This window comes from Erysipelatoclostridium sp. MSK.7.34, assembly GCF_019041935.1.
Classification (GTDB): domain Bacteria; phylum Bacillota_I; class Bacilli_A; order Erysipelotrichales; family Coprobacillaceae; genus Thomasclavelia; species Thomasclavelia ramosa.
The window spans coordinates 33335-53912 of record NZ_JAHPYJ010000005.1; the positions used below are offsets into that span (position 1 = coordinate 33335).

Annotated in this window: 34 protein-coding genes; 33 read left to right on the forward strand and 1 reads right to left on the reverse strand. The window is 34.6% G+C overall.

The features are described from left to right. The first annotated feature begins 15 nt into the window (after positions 1 to 15). From KTF99_RS05045 to KTF99_RS05060, 4 genes are all read left to right on the forward strand, one after another. Complete coding sequence (locus KTF99_RS05045) at positions 16 to 420, forward strand: Cas9 inhibitor AcrIIA9 family protein (protein WP_029479835.1); 405 nt, start codon at positions 16 to 18, stop codon at positions 418 to 420. After that, positions 420 to 1835 (forward strand): PcfJ domain-containing protein, encoded by a 1416-nt coding sequence (locus tag KTF99_RS05050; RefSeq protein ID WP_029479837.1) that lies wholly within the window; start codon positions 420 to 422, stop codon positions 1833 to 1835. The genes KTF99_RS05045 and KTF99_RS05050 overlap by 1 nt, the downstream gene beginning before the upstream one ends. After that, entirely contained in the window at positions 1828 to 2019 is a 192-nt protein-coding gene (locus KTF99_RS05055; protein ID WP_029479839.1) for a hypothetical protein, read from the forward strand. The genes KTF99_RS05050 and KTF99_RS05055 overlap by 8 nt, the downstream gene beginning before the upstream one ends. A gap of 201 nt (positions 2020 to 2220) precedes the next feature. Then, entirely contained in the window at positions 2221 to 2391 is a 171-nt protein-coding gene (locus KTF99_RS05060) for a hypothetical protein (protein WP_155854207.1), read from the forward strand. Between the two features lie 3 nt (positions 2392 to 2394). Here KTF99_RS05060 and KTF99_RS05065 read toward each other — a convergent pair whose 3' ends face one another. Beyond that, on the reverse strand, positions 2395 to 3075 hold the full coding sequence (locus KTF99_RS05065) for a hypothetical protein (protein WP_217215474.1): 681 nt from the start codon (positions 3073 to 3075) through the stop codon (positions 2395 to 2397). A 204-nt stretch (positions 3076 to 3279) separates the two neighbouring features. On the opposite strand from KTF99_RS05065, the gene KTF99_RS05070 reads away from it, so the two are divergent. The 29 genes from KTF99_RS05070 (at position 3280) to KTF99_RS05210 (ending at position 20575) form a co-directional block, all read left to right on the forward strand. Then, entirely contained in the window at positions 3280 to 3930 is a 651-nt protein-coding gene (locus KTF99_RS05070; protein ID WP_226816588.1) for a tyrosine-type recombinase/integrase, read from the forward strand. 102 nt (positions 3931 to 4032) lie between these two features. Beyond that, positions 4033 to 4245 (forward strand): hypothetical protein, encoded by a 213-nt coding sequence (locus KTF99_RS05075; protein WP_029479847.1) that lies wholly within the window; start codon positions 4033 to 4035, stop codon positions 4243 to 4245. A 5-nt stretch (positions 4246 to 4250) separates the two neighbouring features. Beyond that, positions 4251 to 4454: a hypothetical protein gene (locus KTF99_RS05080; protein ID WP_029479849.1), complete on the forward strand. Its 204-nt coding sequence runs from the start codon at positions 4251 to 4253 to the stop codon at positions 4452 to 4454. Then, positions 4444 to 4698, forward strand: a complete 255-nt coding sequence (locus tag KTF99_RS05085) for a hypothetical protein (RefSeq protein ID WP_029479852.1) — start codon at positions 4444 to 4446, stop codon at positions 4696 to 4698. The genes KTF99_RS05080 and KTF99_RS05085 overlap by 11 nt, the downstream gene beginning before the upstream one ends. Next, positions 4698 to 4946, forward strand: a complete 249-nt coding sequence (locus KTF99_RS05090) for a hypothetical protein (RefSeq protein ID WP_029479854.1) — start codon at positions 4698 to 4700, stop codon at positions 4944 to 4946. The genes KTF99_RS05085 and KTF99_RS05090 overlap by 1 nt, the downstream gene beginning before the upstream one ends. A 196-nt stretch (positions 4947 to 5142) precedes the next feature. Beyond that, on the forward strand, positions 5143 to 5604 hold the full coding sequence (locus KTF99_RS05095) for a hypothetical protein (RefSeq protein WP_029479856.1): 462 nt from the start codon (positions 5143 to 5145) through the stop codon (positions 5602 to 5604). Then, complete coding sequence (locus KTF99_RS05100; protein WP_029479858.1) at positions 5597 to 5800, forward strand: hypothetical protein; 204 nt, start codon at positions 5597 to 5599, stop codon at positions 5798 to 5800. The genes KTF99_RS05095 and KTF99_RS05100 overlap by 8 nt, the downstream gene beginning before the upstream one ends. Then, a complete protein-coding gene (locus tag KTF99_RS05105; RefSeq protein WP_029479861.1) occupies positions 5790 to 6287 on the forward strand; it encodes a hypothetical protein in 498 nt (165 codons plus the stop codon). The genes KTF99_RS05100 and KTF99_RS05105 overlap by 11 nt, the downstream gene beginning before the upstream one ends. Beyond that, positions 6280 to 6609: a hypothetical protein gene (locus KTF99_RS05110; protein ID WP_029479863.1), complete on the forward strand. Its 330-nt coding sequence runs from the start codon at positions 6280 to 6282 to the stop codon at positions 6607 to 6609. Before KTF99_RS05105 ends, KTF99_RS05110 begins: the two co-directional genes overlap by 8 nt. 98 nt (positions 6610 to 6707) lie before the next feature. After that, positions 6708 to 7001: a hypothetical protein gene (locus tag KTF99_RS05115; RefSeq protein WP_009300105.1), complete on the forward strand. Its 294-nt coding sequence runs from the start codon at positions 6708 to 6710 to the stop codon at positions 6999 to 7001. Next, positions 6991 to 7656: a helix-turn-helix domain-containing protein gene (locus KTF99_RS05120; protein WP_029479865.1), complete on the forward strand. Its 666-nt coding sequence runs from the start codon at positions 6991 to 6993 to the stop codon at positions 7654 to 7656. Before KTF99_RS05115 ends, KTF99_RS05120 begins: the two co-directional genes overlap by 11 nt. Then, entirely contained in the window at positions 7649 to 8842 is a 1194-nt protein-coding gene (locus KTF99_RS05125) for a DnaB-like helicase C-terminal domain-containing protein (protein ID WP_029479867.1), read from the forward strand. Before KTF99_RS05120 ends, KTF99_RS05125 begins: the two co-directional genes overlap by 8 nt. A gap of 133 nt (positions 8843 to 8975) precedes the next feature. After that, a complete protein-coding gene (locus KTF99_RS05130) occupies positions 8976 to 9200 on the forward strand; it encodes a hypothetical protein (protein ID WP_029479869.1) in 225 nt (74 codons plus the stop codon). Continuing rightward, on the forward strand, positions 9187 to 9621 hold the full coding sequence (locus tag KTF99_RS05135) for a hypothetical protein (RefSeq protein WP_029479871.1): 435 nt from the start codon (positions 9187 to 9189) through the stop codon (positions 9619 to 9621). Before KTF99_RS05130 ends, KTF99_RS05135 begins: the two co-directional genes overlap by 14 nt. Positions 9622 to 9832: 211 nt before the next feature. After that, positions 9833 to 10135, forward strand: coding sequence for an HNH endonuclease (locus tag KTF99_RS05140; protein WP_029479873.1), 303 nt, complete (start codon positions 9833 to 9835; stop codon positions 10133 to 10135). Next, positions 10125 to 10328, forward strand: a complete 204-nt coding sequence (locus KTF99_RS05145; protein WP_029479875.1) for a hypothetical protein — start codon at positions 10125 to 10127, stop codon at positions 10326 to 10328. Before KTF99_RS05140 ends, KTF99_RS05145 begins: the two co-directional genes overlap by 11 nt. 149 nt (positions 10329 to 10477) lie before the next feature. Then, positions 10478 to 10864 carry a P27 family phage terminase small subunit gene (locus tag KTF99_RS05150; protein WP_029479876.1) on the forward strand — a complete coding sequence of 129 codons (387 nt, stop codon included), beginning with the start codon at positions 10478 to 10480 and terminating at the stop codon, positions 10862 to 10864. Next, entirely contained in the window at positions 10857 to 12596 is a 1740-nt protein-coding gene (locus KTF99_RS05155) for a terminase large subunit (protein WP_029479878.1), read from the forward strand. Before KTF99_RS05150 ends, KTF99_RS05155 begins: the two co-directional genes overlap by 8 nt. A 12-nt stretch (positions 12597 to 12608) precedes the next feature. Continuing rightward, positions 12609 to 13802 (forward strand): phage portal protein, encoded by a 1194-nt coding sequence (locus KTF99_RS05160; RefSeq protein WP_029479880.1) that lies wholly within the window; start codon positions 12609 to 12611, stop codon positions 13800 to 13802. Next, on the forward strand, positions 13795 to 14379 hold the full coding sequence (locus KTF99_RS05165; RefSeq protein ID WP_029479882.1) for an HK97 family phage prohead protease: 585 nt from the start codon (positions 13795 to 13797) through the stop codon (positions 14377 to 14379). The genes KTF99_RS05160 and KTF99_RS05165 overlap by 8 nt, the downstream gene beginning before the upstream one ends. Continuing rightward, positions 14379 to 15794: a phage major capsid protein gene (locus tag KTF99_RS05170; protein WP_029479884.1), complete on the forward strand. Its 1416-nt coding sequence runs from the start codon at positions 14379 to 14381 to the stop codon at positions 15792 to 15794. The genes KTF99_RS05165 and KTF99_RS05170 overlap by 1 nt, the downstream gene beginning before the upstream one ends. Before the next feature lie 2 nt (positions 15795 to 15796). Beyond that, positions 15797 to 16066, forward strand: coding sequence for a head-tail connector protein (locus KTF99_RS05175; RefSeq protein ID WP_029479885.1), 270 nt, complete (start codon positions 15797 to 15799; stop codon positions 16064 to 16066). Beyond that, positions 16063 to 16407: a hypothetical protein gene (locus KTF99_RS05180; RefSeq protein ID WP_029479887.1), complete on the forward strand. Its 345-nt coding sequence runs from the start codon at positions 16063 to 16065 to the stop codon at positions 16405 to 16407. The genes KTF99_RS05175 and KTF99_RS05180 overlap by 4 nt, the downstream gene beginning before the upstream one ends. Next, positions 16385 to 16711 carry a hypothetical protein gene (locus tag KTF99_RS05185; RefSeq protein WP_029479889.1) on the forward strand — a complete coding sequence of 109 codons (327 nt, stop codon included), beginning with the start codon at positions 16385 to 16387 and terminating at the stop codon, positions 16709 to 16711. Before KTF99_RS05180 ends, KTF99_RS05185 begins: the two co-directional genes overlap by 23 nt. Then, positions 16711 to 17199, forward strand: coding sequence for a hypothetical protein (locus KTF99_RS05190; RefSeq protein WP_029479891.1), 489 nt, complete (start codon positions 16711 to 16713; stop codon positions 17197 to 17199). Before KTF99_RS05185 ends, KTF99_RS05190 begins: the two co-directional genes overlap by 1 nt. Beyond that, a complete protein-coding gene (locus tag KTF99_RS05195) occupies positions 17199 to 17822 on the forward strand; it encodes a hypothetical protein (RefSeq protein ID WP_029479893.1) in 624 nt (207 codons plus the stop codon). The genes KTF99_RS05190 and KTF99_RS05195 overlap by 1 nt, the downstream gene beginning before the upstream one ends. Further along, a complete protein-coding gene (locus KTF99_RS05200) occupies positions 17822 to 18250 on the forward strand; it encodes a hypothetical protein (protein WP_029479895.1) in 429 nt (142 codons plus the stop codon). The genes KTF99_RS05195 and KTF99_RS05200 overlap by 1 nt, the downstream gene beginning before the upstream one ends. Before the next feature lie 38 nt (positions 18251 to 18288). Continuing rightward, positions 18289 to 18435 carry a hypothetical protein gene (locus KTF99_RS05205; protein WP_155854209.1) on the forward strand — a complete coding sequence of 49 codons (147 nt, stop codon included), beginning with the start codon at positions 18289 to 18291 and terminating at the stop codon, positions 18433 to 18435. Positions 18436 to 18439: 4 nt separating this feature from the next. Then, complete coding sequence (locus KTF99_RS05210; protein WP_029479897.1) at positions 18440 to 20575, forward strand: phage tail protein; 2136 nt, start codon at positions 18440 to 18442, stop codon at positions 20573 to 20575. The last annotated feature ends 3 nt before the right edge of the window (positions 20576 to 20578 follow it).

The following is a 20578-nucleotide window of genomic DNA, read 5'->3' on the forward strand; positions in this document are numbered from 1 at the left end:
AAAAGGAGGGATTTTATGGATAAAATCGAGGAAGAAATAAAAAAATACAAAGACGGATCTCTTGAAAAAGGGATAGGACTATATTTGCTTGAACGTGCTAAAGAGGATTTAACTTTGGCATCTAACTTAGCAAAAGAAAATAAATCTCTGAGCGAGTGTGCCGATTATATAACCGGGGAAGTTTATAAAAAAGCAGTCAATAACCGCTATTTTGGATGGGATAATGACGAACTGTATCAAATGGCTCTTCACTATTATCAGGAAGATGAAATAAAAATAAATAAACTTTCAGGAAATGTGAAAACAGTATCAGGTGTAGATAAGCAAAAGCAGGAAAGTAAAAAAACAGTTGAATCTAAGCCTAAAACCAAAAAAATAAAGAAACCGGATATTCCAGAAGGGCAGATGAGTCTGTTTTAATGGAAAAGAAAATGGAAGAGAAACTGCTCTATGAACTTGAACATCACAGTTTTAGGAAATATTCCGAGAATTATTTTAAACAGTATTTCGCTACCCCTGAAGAAATCGGCAGATCTAAAAGAAAAAGAGTTGTTAATGCAAAAATAGTAAATATTTACAGTACATATAAAAAACGTTTGCTATGTCGCTCATTTTACATCGAAGAGGGATTCGAAAATAAAGAATTCTACAGGTATATTTACGAAGTAAAAAGACAACTGGCAGGACTAAAACAGATGGTTACCAATAGAGTTTATGCATCATCTTTTGGTGGTATTTTAATCCTTACAGGTGACTGGTATAGAAACTACTTTACCTACACCGTTAATGTAAATGGAAATGAAATGCTCTGGGAAAAGAACAATGTAGACAGTTATATTTTTTATGACAACACAAAATATAAGGTCGTAGAACACAATGATTACAGGCATTTTCTAGACAGTTCGATGCATAAATACTGTGCATTTGAATTTACCGATTACAGGGTAGAGGAACTGTTTAAGTATTTAAAAAAATATGATGATCATCCAAAACAGATTGAAATGTTGGCCAAGATGGGGCTGCAGCATCTAATAAGAAATACATCTGGATTAAGATTTACCAAACCTATGTCACAATTTTTAGGGATAGATAAGAACGATATAGAATATTTAAGGCATTTAAAACTTCCTTTAACTGAATTTAGAAAAAATTTAGAGTGGATAAGGAAATATAAGATTAAACATATGCCTGAATACGTACTTTATAAAACACTTATTGAATGTAACATAAATCCAACACAAAAGCTCTTTGACTATATGAACAGGCAGTGTGAAATGATTAAAGAAAATCTATACGGTGCAACGGGCAGATATGTATCGTATTCCATAAACAATGTAATAAATCTTTACACCGACTATATCAAAATGGGTAGAGAGATTGCAATGATTATGAATTCATCCAATCGATACCCCGCAGACTTAAAAAAAGCACATGATGAATTAAATAAAAAAATACACGTATCTAGAAATAAAAAAAAGGATAAGAAAATACTCAGTAATTCTCGAAAATACGATAAATATATTTATTTTAACGATAATTATTTAATTTGTCCATGCAGAAACAGTGGTGAGCTTATAGAGGAATCTAATGTATTAAACCACTGCGTTAAGCAGTACATAGACAGGGTTTGTGAAAATCAAACAGAAATATTCTTTATAAGAAAAAAAGAAGAGCCGAATAGACCGTATGTAACATTGGAGCTTAAGCAAAAAGAGATAAAACAGTGCTATGGTAAAAATGATTATATTCCAGATGATCATGTAAAGGAATTTGTAAAAGAGTGGGCAAATAAAAATAAGTTAAAACTGAATATTTGGAGGTGTGGAAATGGATAAATACAAAAGTACAGAAGCCTATGTGATGAATGAACTTAAGCAGGCGCATACACGCATTGAACAGCTTGAAAATAATCTTGATGAAGTGTTAAAAAAACTGAGAGCAGCTGAATGTCAGGTTATTAATAACAATGAATATATTATCGAGCTTGAAGGCAGATTAGGCATAGAAGGCGATGTTTAAATACAACATTTACATAGAAAGTGAGGTAATTGTACTCCCCTTGGTTATTTATGCAGAAACAAGGGAAACAGCCTATAAAAAGGCAGTAAAACAGTTTAGAAAGATATTTAAAAAGAAGAAAATTACAAGAGTTATTATCAACAAAGATCACTACTGGTTCGGTAAATTTGAATATTAAAAAAGAAAGTGAGAAATAAAAAGATGTTAGAGACAACTAGCAAGACAGTTTCAAAATGTATACAGTTTGAGAAAAGTAAAGAAAAAATAATTTTATCTGTTTCAATAGAAAATATCGACAATCAGAAAATTTGGAAAACAAAAGATTTCCTTGAAGCAATGTTTAAGGAAATCCTAAAAGAAATAAAACTTTAAATATTACTTATTTATTTTTTTAGATAATTCGAATAAAGCCATAAAAGATTCTGGGTTATCAAGTAATTTTGGGATCATAGTTTCCATTAAAACTTGATTATCAGTTTTTTGACTATTGGCAGTTAGTTTATCAGCTAATACTGATATAGCACCTATATCTGTTGATTTTGTTTGCTCTTTTATGATTTCGATATCATCTTTTATTTGATATAGTTCCTGCAAAACATTAGATAAATAATGTTGTTGATTTATTGGCTTACTACTTGCTTTTGTATCTAAATTATCAAAATCGAATGATTTAATTGTTGCAATTAAACGCTCTCTTGTTTTTTCAACCTCATCTAGATCATCTAAAGCATAATCAAATGTATTGATATTAGAAACATCAAAAGGAATAGAATCAGCTTTCGACTTTAGCTGAATTAATGGTTTTCCTAATGCTGAACGATAGCCTAATTCATAGAATACATTTGGATTATGATCAGTTATATCAACCATTACAAGGTCGTAAGTTGATAAACATTCTAATATTTTATTTGTTATAGAATCTGGGTTTGCAATTAGATCTACACGTTCCGGATTTTCAAATCCACATGCATGACATACAGGTGTGATTATATGTTTAAGTAACTGATCTGAACGCTTACGAATATCAGTTTGTTCGTCAGAAATTGGGCAAACCACAAAACATTTTTTTGACATTTTTTTCACCTCACTTTCATTTGTTTATTATATCACAAGGTGGAGGTCAAAGAAATTCAAGTATTTAAAACTGCAAAAACTATTTTAGTTAAAAAATCTCTTTAATCCGTTGGTACATAAGGGATTAGAGAGAAAATATAAATGCAATATAATATTTAGGTTATATTGCACCAAAGGGGTGATAAATTGGCAAGACGAATAAAGCATTTTGGCGGTCAGCATGAAACCTTACCAATAAAAGACAAAAAGCAGCTTGATGAATTTATGTTCAATCTTCTAAGGAAAAGAGACAAAGCAAAAACGCCAATCAAAAAATACCAAGCTGATCGCAACTGGATGATGTGCATGTTAGGTTTTAATACAGCTTTCAGAGCAGAGGATTTGCTTCAGCTGAGGGTAATAGACGTAAAAAAAGGATATGTGCATATAAAGGAAAATAAGACCGCCAAGATGCAAAATTTTAAGATGAATAAGAAACTGCATAATGATGTTCTGGATTACATAAATAGAAACAATCTAACAGACTATGATTATTTGTTTCTTGGACAAAAGAAGGTTCAGAACGGTAAGAAATACGTTTATCCTATAACGCGACAGCGTGCACATAAAATTGTATCTAGAAATGCGAAGGAAGTGGGCATCGATTTTACTTTTGGTATGCACAGTTTAAGAAAAACATTCGGATATCAGTATTATGCCAATGGTGGTAATCTTCTAACTCTTATGAAGATGTATAACCACGATGAACCCAATGTAACACTCCTGTATATTTGTTGGGGTAAAGAAGATGCGGAAAATGATAGAGAAGCAGTTTACTTAGGAGGAGTACATAAATGATAAGTGATTTTTGGTTAGGGGTAATCCTAACCATCGCAGCAGAAGCAATAATAACGATCTTAATTGTTGATTATTTAGGACAAAAAGAAAAGGATGATGAAAATGTTAAATAAATTGATTTTATTTTTAATTAGAAAGAAACTTCATTTAAAAAAGTTTCAACAATTTTATTTTAGTAATCAGGCAATTAAAATAGAAAAATATTATTTTGATAATTATGGTATTATGAAAATTTCAGTTTGTGGATTAGTCAGATCAAATTTATCACTTAATTTCTTATTATCTGATGAGTGCAGGATCTTAATTAGGAGATAGGAATGATGGAAAATAATGTTGCTGATGAAGTGTTAGAAAAATTATGTAAAAATGGTGTAATTGTTTATGACAAGTTACCAAAAGATTGGAAAATAATAAAAGATGCAACAACTAATCCAAAAGGGTATAAATGGATTAATAATGGAAAATCACGTTTTAGTAAAAATTATAAACAAGGATTGTTAAAGGTTAAAGAAAATGTTGAGTAAGGAAGAGCAATTAAAATTAGAAACAGAGTTAATTCTTTTATTAGATGAATTATGTTCTGATTGTATGTTGTATAGAGGCGTTAAGGAAAAATATGTCATAGCAAATGTGCTATTTAGAGGTAAGTTTGCATTAAGTCGTATCGTTGATTGCAACCATATTTATAAAGCGATTGAGGAGAGCGAAAAGCAATGTTTATCACCTAGAGAAGTATTTAAAATATTTGTAAATAAGGGGTGGATTTGATGGAGAATAAAGTAACGATTTACAAAGGTGAAGTAATGCATGATTTGAAAGCACTGTTTGATAATGCTGGTGATTATTTTGAAGATGAATATGAGCTTGTAAAACAATATATCGAACAGTTGGAACAAGCATTAGATAAAGCGTGTGAAGAATTAGAAGTATTTGATATGACATTTAACGATGGTGATTTTGTTGATATAAAAAACAAAGAACAGTGGAAAGAGTGGACTTTACAAAATAGAAAGTAACACCCTGGAAGTGCGATTTTACGTAAATCGGGGTCACGGTAACTTTTTTTAGAAATTTAATTGATTAAAAATTGCCAAGAGTGTTGATGGCTGTAGAGTTTAAACGATTTAGGTTATCTATCAAAAAAATTGACACTCTTAGGGATTATGTAACTTTTTTTACAGGTGTTGAAACCGGAAAGGTGAGGATGAAAAAATGTTAAAAATTGAAAGACTAAAAGATATAATTAAAAATTTTGATACGGTGAATTCCGGTGAGGATTTGCAATGTTATTTATCTCGGATTGCAACAAATCAGAATTACGATGATACCTGTTATAGAATAGGTATAGATTGCTCAGATTGCTTAAAGCTGTCGCTTATGGATTTATTAGAAGAATATAAAGGACCATATGAGTTAACAGTGCTTGAATTCAGAATACTCAGATATGCAAGAGAACTGGGATACAGGTTTGTAGCATGTGATTTTGATGGGGAGATTTGTTTTTATAGAAACAAGCCGGATAAAAAAGAAATTGCATGGAGTGATGGAGGGGATTTCTCATTAATATTTAATTTCGGTTTATTCAGTTTCATTAAGTGGGAAGATGCAGAACCGCGGGAAATTTATGAAATTCTAGCTAACTGTACCATTGTGGGCGGTGATGAAGATGATTAAATTATTAAAAAAGAAAATAAGAAGAAATTATTATAAACCGCTTGATAGACATGCAGAGGTTATAGACACTTTAATACAAGGATTTAATCTGCTGAGTGAAAAGCTGGATGAGGTTATTGCTGAAACTAATGAATTAGAAAAAGAGGTTGAAACATTAAAGATAAAGTTAAAGGAAGTAAAAGAAAATGTTGAGTAAGGAAGAATATAAGGAAAGATATTATGAACTTTCACAACGATTTTTCTCTCTATTTGATTTTTTAGATGATGATGTAACTGAACGAGAAATTGAAAATATTGGATTATATAATATGCTAATTGATGATTATTTTGAACTTAAAGAAAAATACTCAAAAATTCTTGATGATGTCCACGACTATCGTTTTGAGACACATTGTATGAAAATGACAATAAGAAACCTTTGTAAACATTTTGGAGTTAAGAATGAAGCAGAGCTAAAAAATATCTATTTAAACAAACCATACAAACTTGAAGATTTAAAAGAGGATATGTGGGTTTATGATATTAAATATGATGAATTTTGTAGAATAGATTTTATCGCTGGAATATATCCACATCGTAGTTATAGTGATGGAACTTGCGAAGATGGTGCATTTGAAGAAAACCGTTTCTTTCCAGTGCAATACGCTAATTTAATTAAAATGGAAGTGAAAGAAGATGGATAAACAAAATATTCTAAAGCACATTGAACGGTGGCTTGATATTAGGCAAAAAAATGGATACAAAAACGCTAGAATTGGTTTTAAAGGTATGGAAGAAATACATATAGTATTTGAAAATACATTTACTGATGAAGAACGTGAGACTATTTATGATGAAGAGTTTTATGATCTATTTGTTGTAGATAAAATCTGCACTGATTGCTGTTATGAATGGGGATGCAAGGAAGAAAAGAAAATCGGTACATGTGAAAAATGCCAACTAATTACGAAACTGCGTGATAAATATGTTAAGTCAACAAGGGAAGCAAAGGAAAATGACATCTAAACAAATAGCATTCGTATTTTTCCTAATTATGCTTATTGCGTTTATTTTGTCTCTTGTTTTGGGAATTAGATATCTATTTAAGGAATGGAGGAAACAGCATGGAATTTAACACAAACCAAATTAACATAATGCTTGATGCCCTGGAACATTACGGGAACGGTCCTCAGGTCGATATGGCCATAGAGGAAATGAGCGAACTTACAAAGGAGCTGCTTAAAGACCGCAGAGGTAAAGAGAATAGAAGTGATATAGCTATGGAAATGGCAGATGTCTACATAATGCTTGAACAGCTTAAATTTATTTTCGGTATCGATGAAACTGAACTAAAGGTCAATGCTGAATTAAAGATACAGAGATTAAAAAACAGGATCGGTGGTAATGATGGAGACTAAAGTTAGACAAAGCAATTACATAACAATTTTAGGATGGATGGTTTCAGAATTAGGATTAAGTGGAAGTGCACTGCTTATTTATGCAATTATTTACGGCTTTTCACAAAATGGCGATGATTCTTATACTGGGAGTAGACAATATTTAGCGGATTGGACCAATACTACAAAAAGAAATGTAACTAAAGTATTAAATGTTCTTGTTGAAAACGGATTGATTATCAAAGAAGAAAAAGAGAAAAATGGTGTTAAATTTTGCAGTTACAAAGTAGTGTCACAAAGTTCACCAGGGGTGAAAAAAGTTCACGGGGGTGGTGAAAAAAGTTCACCCAATAATATAGAATATAATACTAGTAATATATATAGTGCAAAATTTGATAAAAATGATGCATTTAAAAGATTCTGGAGTGTATATCCCAGACATACGAACAAGAAAAAAGCATTTGATGTTTTTGTTAAAAAATGTACCGATGAAACTGTACTGCAAAAGATGTTAAGCGCAGTTGTTGATTATAAAGAGACAGAACAGTGGCAGAATGAAAGATTTATCCCTCACGCTTCCACATGGCTTAACGGCGAAAGATGGGAAGATGAAATCAGTACAGTTTCTAAAAACAATACAAATGATGATAATGAATGGATGAGCGGATATGAATAATTATCAGGATGATCTAATCGGTATGTTTCTTGTTAAACCGCAGCTTCTGGATTTAACTATTCTAAAACCGTCATATTTCGATAAGAAGCATCGCGATATATTTACTGCTATAAAAAAGTCGTATAAGGAAAATAAAACTATTATTTTAGAGGATATCCTAGCAGTAAAGGGAATTGATGTTGATCTTGTTATTGCCTGTTCTACAAGTACCGCAACAACTGCTCTATTTGAACAGTATCAGGATTACGCGATTAAGGAGTATAAAAAGAAAGCCTTATTGGCAACTGCTAAAAAGCTCCAGAATGAAGAAATTACAATTGATGAATTTTACAAGGATACAAACAATTTTGCATCTTTAGGGTCTTATTCATCGACGAGGCTTACTAAAGAACTGTTAAAAGGTTCTATCACTAAACACAAGAATAATATCAAATTTACTAGATTTACAATTTTGGAAAAGAAACTAAATCTAAAAGAGAATGATTTTGTTATACTTGCCGGTGCTACCGGTGTAGGTAAATCAGGTATAGCTATAAATCTATTAGATGATCTGTCTCACAATTATCCTTGTGTATATTTCAATTTCGAAATGGTAGAAGAGGAGCTGTATCAAAGGCTTATTTCAATTAATTCAAAATTAAATCAAAAAATGTTAGAGAGTTATGAAACATTGCCACAAAAAAATATGAGCGTTGTTAATGATGCAATTGATGATATTTCAAAAAGACATATTGATATTATCAATCATTCATCAACATTGGATAAATTAAGATCGTTTATTATGAGCTACAAAAGCGATAAGCATTTTATAGTGTTTGTGGACCATGTAGGGCTTATTGGTGTACGTGCTAAAAACAGTTATGAAAAAATGACAGAAGTAGCCAAGGAGCTAAGAAAAATGAGTTTGGATAACAACTGTACGATTATTGGACTTTGTCAATTAAACAGAGAAGCAACTAAAAATGCAAAACAGCCTAATTTATCAATGTTAAGAGATTCGGGTGAGCTTGAACAAAGTGCAAGCAAGGTTATATTTGTCTGGAGGAACGAAAAAGACTGCGCAGAAGATTATTATCTGGTAATCGAGAAAAACAGAAGCGGTCCTAAATCAATCATTCCAATAGGCTACAATAAAGAAAATCAAATTGCTTATGAATTAAGCAATAAGAGAGATTTAAGGACATAGGAGGATTTAGAAATTTAACAAAAACTATTTTAATAAAAAAATCTCTCTAATCGCTTATGTAGCAAGGGATTAGAGAGAAAATATAAATGCAATATAACATCTTGGATATATTGCGCGTTTAAAGGAGTAAAAAATGAAGATAAATAGAACGGATGATTTAGGTATAAGTAATGAACTGTTAGCGGATTATATTAAACGATATGAGGCAGCTGTGAATCATGTGTTTAAGGATTACCCTAAACAGCCATCAATTTACAGTCATGAACGACAGGAGTACAGTGGATTGGATATAAATACATATATCTATATTGCAGATAATTATGAAACATTAAAGGAGAGGCTTAATGGAAGAAAATGAAGTAACCAAGGAAGATAGAAAACAGTTTATCAGAGATGTAACATCATGCGGTTATTACAATCGTAAAATCATATCTCTGACTAATCAGTTGGAAGCTATACACGTACAGCTTGTAGGTGTTAAATCAATAGCACCAAAAGAATATCACATTGAAAATAAAATACCGTTCAGTATGCAGGGAATAAATTCGTTGCTAATTGATGAAGAAAACCTAATATTAGAGCGTGATAAATACATTCGTAAGATATATGATGTAAGAGTATTGTTTGATCAAATTCCTTTAGAGGTGCAGACCATGATGATGGAAATATACTGCATTGGTTTAAATCACACAAAAACAGCAAAGAATCACAAAATGGACAGAAGTACTATGTATCGTAATATTAATAAAGAAATTAATAAAATTTTGAAAAAAAAGTAAAGTTGCAACAATGTTCACGAAAAAATGTGTTATTATGATATTGTGGAGTTTTTGAAAGAACACCACAACAACAGTTAATCAACACTTTACTGGAAGAAATCCATTTATATGGGTTTCTTTTATTTTAAACTGTCAGTTATGCAGCAAAATACCTCGCTTTCATTTTTTATGCATAGGTGGCAGTTTAAAATAATCTGCAAAGGAGAAACGTATGTTTGACTATTATGGTGGAAAATGGAAAAAGAAACGAAACAGCATTTTGAGAAAAGATAAATACAAATGTCAGATAGCTAAATGGTTCGGTCGTAGTGAGGAAGCCAATACAGTGCATCATATATATCCTGCGAAGGATTATCCTGAATATGCATGGTGTGACTGGAATCTGATTAGTGTAAGCAATAAATCACATAATAAATTGGAAAACCGTAAGACTGGTGAGTTGACACCTTTAGGAAAATGGCTGATGCAGAAAACTGTACCAGGAGTTGAATGGAGGAAAAATAATGGAAGTTAATGACAGTGAGATACACGATGAACTACGTAACATCTATAAACAGATAGATTCATTAGATAATACACTTACAAACATTTTGAATATTATGAAATTAAATTTAGCATTCAATTGCGGATTGATTAGTATCAGTGATATCGCTAAACAGCTGGGTATTGATAAAGATAAGATTGATAAAGAAAGGCTGGGGATTTAATGTGAAATACAATAAAAAAATATTAAAATCTGAAAATAAAACCAAAGAAAAATTGCAATCCCCCCACCTGTAAAACGTTAAATATCGTTAAATTTCTACTGGGGTGGGTAGCTTTTTCCAACTCTGAGAACATTTTGTGAAAGGGGGTGATGGCAATTCACAAGCAGACAAGAACAAAAAAAATCAACGGTTTTATTAAGGATACAACAAATAAAATGAAAGATTTAGGAACTTATAAAATTGAATTTGATACGACGATCAGAAGATATGCAGAAATGCAGCTTCAGTATGAGATTTTAAATGAAAAATGGATTGAAAGTGGGTGTGCTGTCACCGAACCGTATACAAATAAAAATGGTGCAACCAATCAAAGAAAGACCGCAATTTATCTTTCGATCGAATCATTAAGAAAAGAACTTCTGGAACTTGAGAATATTTTTGGACTTACTCCAAAAGGTTTGAAAATGATTAAAAATAAAGGACTTGAGCAAAATAAAAAAAGTGCTCTAGACAGGATCTTTGATCAGGATGTATAAGGGAAAATATTTTGATGAAGTTCTTGAATATGCTGAGGGATGTATAACTGGAAAGATAAGAGCAAATAAATATCGAAAAAAAGCATGTCAAAGATTCATGGATGATTTAAAAAATGACAAATGGGATTTTAATCCAAAAGATGCAGATTTTGTTATCAATATTATCGAAAAAACTATCTGTCATCAGCAGGGTGAAAAAAGAGACGGAACGCCGCTAAGAGGTACTCCGTTTTTTTTAATGACATTTCATAAATTTATTATATATAACCTTCTTGGATTCAAGGAAAAGGGAACGATCATAAACAGATTTAAAGAAGCGCTTATTTTTATTCCGCGTAAAAATGTTAAGACATCTTTTGCAGGAGCACTTTCTTATGCACTTGGTCTTTTATACAGAAACAGCGGATCAAAGATATATGTTGTAGCAGCTGCATTAAAGCAGACATTAGAAACTTTTGGTTTTTTAAAGTACAACATTCGTAACATGGGTGAGCATGATGAAGACGGCGGACATTTTCATATCATTGACAATAACAATGAACATTCGATTAAGGCTGAAATCGGTGGTGGTTTCTTTGAATTAAATGCTTTGGCAGCCAACCCCGACAGTCAGGACTCGTTTAATGGGAACTTTGCTATATGTGATGAAATCCATGCTTTTAAAAAGCCGAAACAGTACAATCTTTTTAAAGAAATGATGAAAGCATACACCAATAAATTATTAATTGGTATTTCAACTGCGGGCGATGATCCCAATTCTTTTTTAGCAAACAGAGTCAGATACTGCAAAAGAATTCTTGATAAGGAAGTAACTGATGATCAGTATTTTGTTTTCATCTGTGAAGCGGATATGACCGTTGACAAGGACGGCAATAAAATACTTGATTATACTAATCCCGAAGTTCATGAAATGGCAAATCCTGCATACGGGGAGTCAATAAGACCTGAAGAATTAATGAACGATGCTATGCAGGCAATGAATGATCCGCAGCAGCGGAAGGATTTTTTTGCTAAATCGTTAAATGTTTTCACAAATCAGATCGATACTTATTTTGATATGAATGTTGTTGAGGCAAGTGATCTTAAATACAGCTGGACTCTTGAGGAACTGGCAAAACTACCAGTCAACTGGTACGGCGGTGCCGATTTATCAAAACTTCACGATTTGACAGGAGTCTGTTTATACGGTCGCTACCGCGATGTTGATATATGTATCACACATGCCTTTATCCCGATTGCAGTTGCACATCTCAAAGCCGATGAAGACAATATCCCGTTTTTCTGGTGGGAAGAGGAAGGATGGCTGACAACCTGTAACAGTGATGTGATCGAATATGAGGATGTTGTGAAATGGTTTATCGAAATGAAAGAAATGGGTTTTAAGATAAAATGGGTGGGATATGACAGAAGATATTCGAGAGAGTTTATCTTAAAAATGAAAAAAGCCGGGTTCAAAATAAGAGATCAGCTGCAAAGATATGTTGAAAAAACAGAAGCGTTTAGAGAAATTGAAAAGAAATACACCTTAAAGAAATTTTATTATCTGCATAACAAGGCGTATGAATACTGTGTCAGCAATGTAAAAGCAATTGAAGACAGTGATGAATTTGTGAGATTCCAGAAAGTAATGCCTACTCAGAGAATTGATTTATTTGATGCAAGTGTAATTGCCTGCAAACAGCTTCTTATCGCAGGTGAAAAATCATCGAATGCAAGCATGTATCTTGATTAAAAGGAGGAATATATGGCAAAGAAAAAAAAGAAAAGCAGAAGCAGCGTCCCAAAAGAATCTGGAAGCCGGTCAATAGGATTCAGTATAGACAACTGGGACGTACTTATAAGCAGCGGATATACACCGCTTTCCCAGAATCCCGAAATAATTAGCGCTGTAAACAAGACAGCCAACCTGATTGCAGGCATGACTATTCATCTGATGGAAAATACTGAAAACGGCGATCAGCGGCTGATCAACGAATTATCAAGAAAGATAGATATAAATCCCAATCCGTATATGACAAGAGCAACTTTCATCAGTGCGCTTGTCAGGATTCTGCTGCTTGAAGGAGACGGGAATGCAGTTATTTATCCGGAAACAAGAAACGGACTGATAGACGGGCTGTATATACTGCCTCCCGGACAGGTTTCATTTATTCCGGATGGATTTGGATATTACATGATGTATAACGGAGTAAAGTATACATGTGATGAACTGGTACATATTCCTATCAATCCGGACCCGGTATTTCCATGGAAAGGTACAGGATACCGCAAAACACTGCGACAGGTTGCTGATACTTTAAAACAGGCTTCAGCAACAAAAAAAGGATTCATGGAGTCCAAATGGAAACCGTCGATTATCGTTAAGGCAGACGGAATGACAGAAGAATTTTCAACAAAAGAAGGAAGAACAAAGCTCCTTAATAAATATATCGAGTCAAGCGATGCAGGTCAGCCCTGGATCATTCCGGCAGACCAGTTCGATGTGGTGACCGTAAAACCGCTGTCTTTAAATGATCTTGCAATTAGGGACAGTGTTGAACTTGATAAAAAAACTGTAGCCGGTATTCTGGATATTCCGGCTTTTGTTTTGGGAATAGGCAGTTTTAACGAAAAGGAATGGAATAACTGGATCAATACACGGATTAAAAACATATGCAACGTTATTGAACAGGCGCTGACAAAAGTAATTTTGATTAGTCCAAATCTGTATTTTAGATTTAATCACCGTTCTCTTTTTGCGTATGATATTGAGACACTTTCCAATGTTGGATGTAATTTATTCAGCCGTGGTATTCTTTCCAGAAATGAGGTTAGAGACTCGATCGGATATTCGCCTAGAGAAGGTCTTGATGAGCTTATTATACTGGAAAACTATATTCCATCAGGGATGATCGGTGACCAGAAAAAATTAAATGGAGGTGGTGAACAGAATGAATGATGCTAAAAAGACAAGATATCGAAGTCTTGGAAAAGATGCAAAATTTAAGACGAGAACCGAGGATGACAGACTTTATATAAGCGGTTATTTCTCGGTTTTTGATTCAGTTTATGAATTGTGGCCCGGTGCAACTGAAAGTATAGATGCACATGCATTTGACGGTCAGCTGAGCGGAGATATCAGGTGTCTAATCGATCATGATACAAGACTGGTATTAGGACGTAATAAAGCCGAAACGCTGAGCTTGAAAATTGATTCAAGAGGACTGTGGGGAGAAGTTGAGATCAATCCAAACGATCAGGATGCAATGAATCTATACGAGCGTGTCAAGCGCGGTGATGTTGATCAGTGTTCATTTGGTTTCGATATTGAAAACGAGGAATTTACTGATAACGGTGACGGTACTGTACACTGGACAATCAAGTCGGTGAAACTGTATGAAGTTTCAATAGTTACATTTCCGGCTTATGAAGAAACCAGTGTGAGTGCAAGGAAAAACGATCTTGCTCAAATCAGCAAAAGAAAAATAGAAACTTTAAAGCAAAATCTAAGAAAGAAACTGAAAGGAGAAAAGTAATGGCATTAAAAGTACTGATGTTAAGAAAGAAAAAAGACGGATTAGCAAAACAACTGGAAGATTTAAGAAACGGCAGTGATTTTGAAACCCGTGAAAAAGAACTGGAAACTGCTATTGAGGAATTAAACCCTGAATCTTCAGAAGAGGAGCAAAAAGCAGTACAGGATGAAGTTGATAAACTGGAAACTGAAAAACAGGAACATCAAGAAAAAATTGAAGGTTTGGAAAAGGAAATCAAGGATATTGAAGATGAAATAAAAGAGATTGAGGAAAAACAGCCTAAACCAATTCCACAGCCTAACCCCGACAAGAACAATGAAGAAAGAAAGGAAAATAATTTAATGGATACAAGAGATAAATTTTTTGGATTAAATATTCACGAAAGAGATGCTTTATTTGCTCGTGAGGATGTTAAAAAATTCTTAGGAGACATCAGATCACTGTTCAGTCAAAAACGTGCAGTTGGAAATACAGAATTAATCATCCCTCAAAACTTCTTACCTATGGTTAAGCAGGTCGTAGAGACAAATTCAAAACTGCAGAAATATACTGATTTCCAACCTTTGACCGGTACAGGACGTATGGTAATCATGGGGTCTTATCCTGAAGCAGTATGGACTGAACAATGCGGAAAGATCAATGAATTATCATTAGGATTCAATGACATTGAGGTCGACGGTTATAAAGTGTCAGGATTCTTTAAAATGTGCAATGCGATTTTAGAAGATAATGATGTTAATCTTGCACAGGAGTTTATTAATTCTATCGGTATCGCAATTGCTAAGGCGCTTGATAAAGCAATTGTTTACGGTAAAGGTGTCAAAATGCCTATGGGTATCGTAACAAGACTTGCGCAAACAGAGAAGCCGGGCGATTATTCAGCAACTGAGAGAGAGTGGAAAGATTTATCAACATCAAATATTATCAAAATTACAGGTAAAACAGGTATTGAACTGTTTAAAGAAATCACAAAATCAATGAAAACGATTTTTACAGATTATGCATCAAATAATCTTGTATGGATCATGAATCAAAATACGCATCTTGATCTTATTGTTGAAGCGATGGGAAGCAATATGAATGCTGCAATTGTCAGCGGTATGAATGATACAATGCCCGTTGTAGGAGGGAAAATTGAGGAGTTATCATTCATGGCTGATGGTGATATCGTCTTTGGATATATGAATAATTACAAACTTGTTCAACGGCGCGGTATGCAGCTGGCAACTTCAACTGATGTATTATTCTTTGAAGACCAGACAGCATTTAAAGGAACTGCACGATACGATGGTAAACCGGTAATTGCTGAATCATTTTCAATTATGAATATCGCAGGAAAAGCGCCTACTACTGTGGCTGCATTTGCTCCTGACAGCGCTAATACTGTTGAAACTTTAGCGGCTAAAGCTAAATAAAAATGAATGACAGCCATAAATTATCGGTCCTGAAAAATAATTTACAGCTCCTGACTGATTCACAGGATCTGTACCTAAAGGAACTGCTGAAACAGGCTGAATCGTTAATGAAACGTGAAGGAATAGTTAATGACGGTACAAATGATTACGATATGGCCGTTGTTGACTATGCAGCCTTCCTTTTCAGAAAAAGAGCGAACAGCGAAATGAAGATGCCCCGGCATCTGCGTTATGAGCTTAATAATATCCTGTTTTCGCAAAAACAAAAATGACATTTGACGATGGAATAATAAAGATTTATAGACTGGTAAACGTTTCTGAAAAAGGCGACAAGCCTAAATATAAAATGTTCTATAAATCTTCCTTTTATTTTAGTTATGAGACACTGGGACTGACAAGATATTATACCGCCCTTGCAAATAACGAAAAAATAGAAACAGTTGTAAATATATATCAGGACAGAAGTATAAGAGTAAATGATATTGCAAGATTTGAAGATGATTCAGAATTTAAAATTGTACTGGCTCAGCATTTTAAAGACAGCGACGGAATAGACTGTACAAAACTGAGTCTGGAAAGGATGAATAAAAATGTCTGTTGTTTCGAAACTTAAAACCGTTAGAGACGCCTTGACGCAGGTCACAGAAAATGTATTTCATTATGAAGCGGAGAATAAAAACGGTCCATATATAGTCTGGATGGAGGATGGTGAAGGCGATTCACTTCATCTTAATGACAAAAAGAATGAACAGGTCATAACGGGAACTGTTGATCTGTTTACAAAAGACGAATATGATCAGCTGATTGATGATATACAGAATGCACTCAGCGGGGCTGATATATCCTTTATACTCAATTCAGTTCAGTATGAAGAGGAAACTGAGTTCATTCACTATGAATGGAGATTTGAAATATAATGGGAAAAATGGAAATCGAAGCTGCAGAAGAGTTTGTAAGCGTTCTTGACAGACTGGTAAAGAATTCAGATGGGATTGCAAAAAAAGCAGTTTATAAAGGTGCAGGAACAGCAGCTGATGAAATAAAAAAAGAAATCGAATCGCTGCCTGCAAGCGGGATAGCCATTCAGGGAAAAAAAGATAAACGTAAAAAGATTGGAGTACTGCCGGAAGAAAAGGATGATCTGATAAAAGGGTTTGGGATTTCACCAGTGCAGAAAATCGCAGACAGTATTGATGTAAAAATCGGTTTCGACGGCTACGGTCATAAAACCAGAAATTATCCCGGCGGTGTCCCTGTCGTGCTTACTGCCCGTGCCATCATATCAGGAACATCATTCAGACATAAGAATGATTTTGTAAGAAGAGCGATAAGCAAAGCAAAAGAAAAAACAGTTGAGACGATGAATAATGTAATTGAAGAGGAAATTAAAAAGGAGATGGAATAATGGCAAAAAAAGGACTATCAAAATTAGTTTTCGCAAAGTATAAGGCAGATGGAAACAATGTTACTTACAGTGATCCTGTTATCAGTGAAAAACTAGCAGAATATTCAACAGAGATAGAAGCCGGCGATTCTAATGATCTGTATTTAGATGATGATATTGCTGAAAGCGACAGTGCAGCTTTTTCAAGCGGAACATTTAATGTTACAACCGGTGATTTGTCAAATGATACGTCAAAACTTATTTTAAACGTAAAAGAAAAGAAAATAGAATTACCGAACGGTAAGAGTGTAACTGAATTAACTTATGACAGTGATATGCAGTCAGCTGAGCTTGGTGTAGGCGTTATTGAAATGCATCAGGTAGACGGAAAAACATTCTATCGTGCGGTATTTTTAGCAAGAGTGCTGTTCAATATTCCAAGCAATGCAGCAACAACAAAAGGTGAGACAGTAGAATGGCAAACTCAGGAACTGTCAGGAAAGATTTTAAGATCAGCACAGATCAGTGAAGATAATATCAATCCGTGGCAGTTTACAGCAGATCTGGAAACTAAGGCCGATGCACTGGAATACTTAATGTTCAAGGGCGGGAAAACTACTAGCGATTTAGCAGGTGATCATTAATGAATCTGGAATACATCTATATAGAGGGTATCAAATACCCTCTTTCTTTTTCCCTTGTTACTGCTGAACAGATTGCTAAAAAATACCGCGATTTAAATGTATTAGAGAGAAATTTAAAGGATAGAAATTATCCAGTTGATAAAAAGTTAAATATGCTGAGTGACATCATTGCAATGATGATATACTCGGGGGTTCGATACTGCAATGCATATCATCTTGACCCGTATAAAGATGCTCCGTATACACAGGGCAGATTTTTTTATTTAACCAGTGAACAGGTAAAAGTCAGCCTGCCTCTGGATGAAAATTCAATCAAAGGACTGACCGATAAAATTCAAAAATGTATCAGAAGTGGAAACGTTAAAAAAATCGGTACTAAACCATTTGAAATCAGCGGTCATTCAAAAAAAAAGAAGCAAAGAAGCTGACGGGAGATACACATATTTATTTAAAGGCCAAGGCCTATATGATGCATATCCCGAGCAGTGAATTTTTATATATGCCTATTGGTGAATTAAGCGACCTGATCGATGCAGCCGATATATTAAACGGGCTGTGCGATGAAGATATACCGTTTGAAAATGACTATTATATTCCGATAGAACTGAGGTGAGAGCATGGCATATGATATCGGTCCAAGAATAACGCTGAAAGGCGAAAAGGAATTTAATCAGCAGCTGATTAAAATCAACAATTCACTTAAGGAATACGGCAGCGAATTAAAAGCTGTATCTTCGCAGTTTGATGATAATGCTAACAGTCAGGAAGCCCTTATTGCTAAAAATAAAGTGCTGGAAAAACAGTATGAGACACAGCAGCAGAAATTAAAACTGTTTCAAGGGCAGCTTGAAAAGCAGAAAAGTTTATTGAGCGAACAGGAAGCAGAAATAAAAAATCTTACTGCTCAGTATGGCGAAAACTCAAAAGAAGTGAACAAGGCACAGAGTGCCTACAGGAATACAGAGGCAAATATTTCCAAGCTGAGTACTTCTATAAATGAGACTACCGCCTTTTCAAATAAACTGTCAAATGAAATAAGGACCAACAATTCGTATCTGGATGAAATGGCAGAAGGAAGCCGTGATGCAGCTACCGGATTGTCAAAATTAGGCGATGAGGCGAAAAACGCTGAAAATGATACAAAAAATCTAGGCGATACCATCAAAGGCGCATTTGCAACTAGCGAGCTTTCTGATGCTGCTTCGGCAATTGCTGAAAATATCAGAGGCATTGTTGATGAATCAAAAGAACATTTAAAAATAATGAGTGCTCTTGAAGCATCCTCACAGCTTGCAGGATACACAGCTGAACAAACTGCTGAAACATATAAAATCCTGTACGGAGTACTGGCAGATGATCAGACAGCTGCCACAACTACAGCAAACCTGCAGGCATTGGGATTAAGTCAGGAAGAACTGACCAGACTGACTTACGGAACAATTGGAGCATGGACAAAATATGGTGACAGTATACCTATTGACGGGTTAGCAGAAGCAGTTAATGAAACAGTCAAGACAGGTACTGTTACCGGTACTTTTGCTGATGTATTAAACTGGGCAGGTACGAGTGAAGATGATTTTAATACTAAACTCCAGGCAACGACTGACCAGTCAAAACGCGCCAATATGATACTTCAGGAACTGGCTGACCAGGGGCTGATAGCTTCTGCAGAAGCATATCGGGACAACAATAAAGCTCTGATTGAAAATAATGAGGCACAGGCAGAGTATCAGGAAGCATTGAGTGATTTGAGCGAAACTCTGATGCCTGTATTTACTTCTATTACAGAAGCTATAACTGAACTTATTGAAATTTTTAATTCACTGCCCGCGCCTGTTCAGGCTGTTATAGGAGTGATTTTGGGAATTATAACAATTCTGACAATCCTCTCTCCTGCAATAATGGCGGTATCTTCTCTGTTTTCAATTTTCGGGGCATCGGCAGGGGTAGCGGCAGGCGGAGCAGCAGCGGCAGGTACTGCCGCATCGGGTTCAGCTGTCGGATTTGGTCTTCTTAACATGTCACTGTTACCTGTAATTGCGACGATCCTGGCAGTAGTTGCTGTTGTAGCTGCGGTGATTCTTATATTTAAAAACTGGGATGAAATCGTAAAGTGGTTTCAGGATCAGTTCGCAAATTTTGGGGCAGCAATCAGCGACTATGTAGATGATATCGGTTCATTTTTTCATAACATGTTCGATGGAATATCTCAATGGCTTTCTGATTCAATCGATGGATTTGCGAGCTGGGGCAGTGAGATGTATAACAAGGTAAGCACTGCGGTCAGCGACACAATCGATGCAATCGCATCTTTCTTTACAGGTCTTCCCGGAAAAGCAATCGAGTGGGGATCGGATATGATTGACGGATTTGTTGACGGGATAACCGGTACCATTGGAAAAGTGGTCGATGCGGTTTCTGATGTTGCAGATACTGTCTTCAGCTGGCTTCATTTTTCACGCCCGGATAAAGGACCGTTGAGAGAATATGAAGAATGGATGCCGGATATGATGTCTGGTCTGTCTAAAGGAATCAAGGATAACAGATGGCGTGTTGAAGATGAGATAGCTTCCTTAGCATCGAACATGAATCTTGCATATAATCCGGCAATCGAATCAAGTGCAAAAAACGTAAATGAAAGTACCGTTATAGTAAACGTAAGAGCAGACCTTAACGGCAGGGATATTACTAAATATGTTGAAAAAGAAATTTCAGCAAATCAAAAAAGTATGAGACTGGTAAGGGGGTATTAGTAC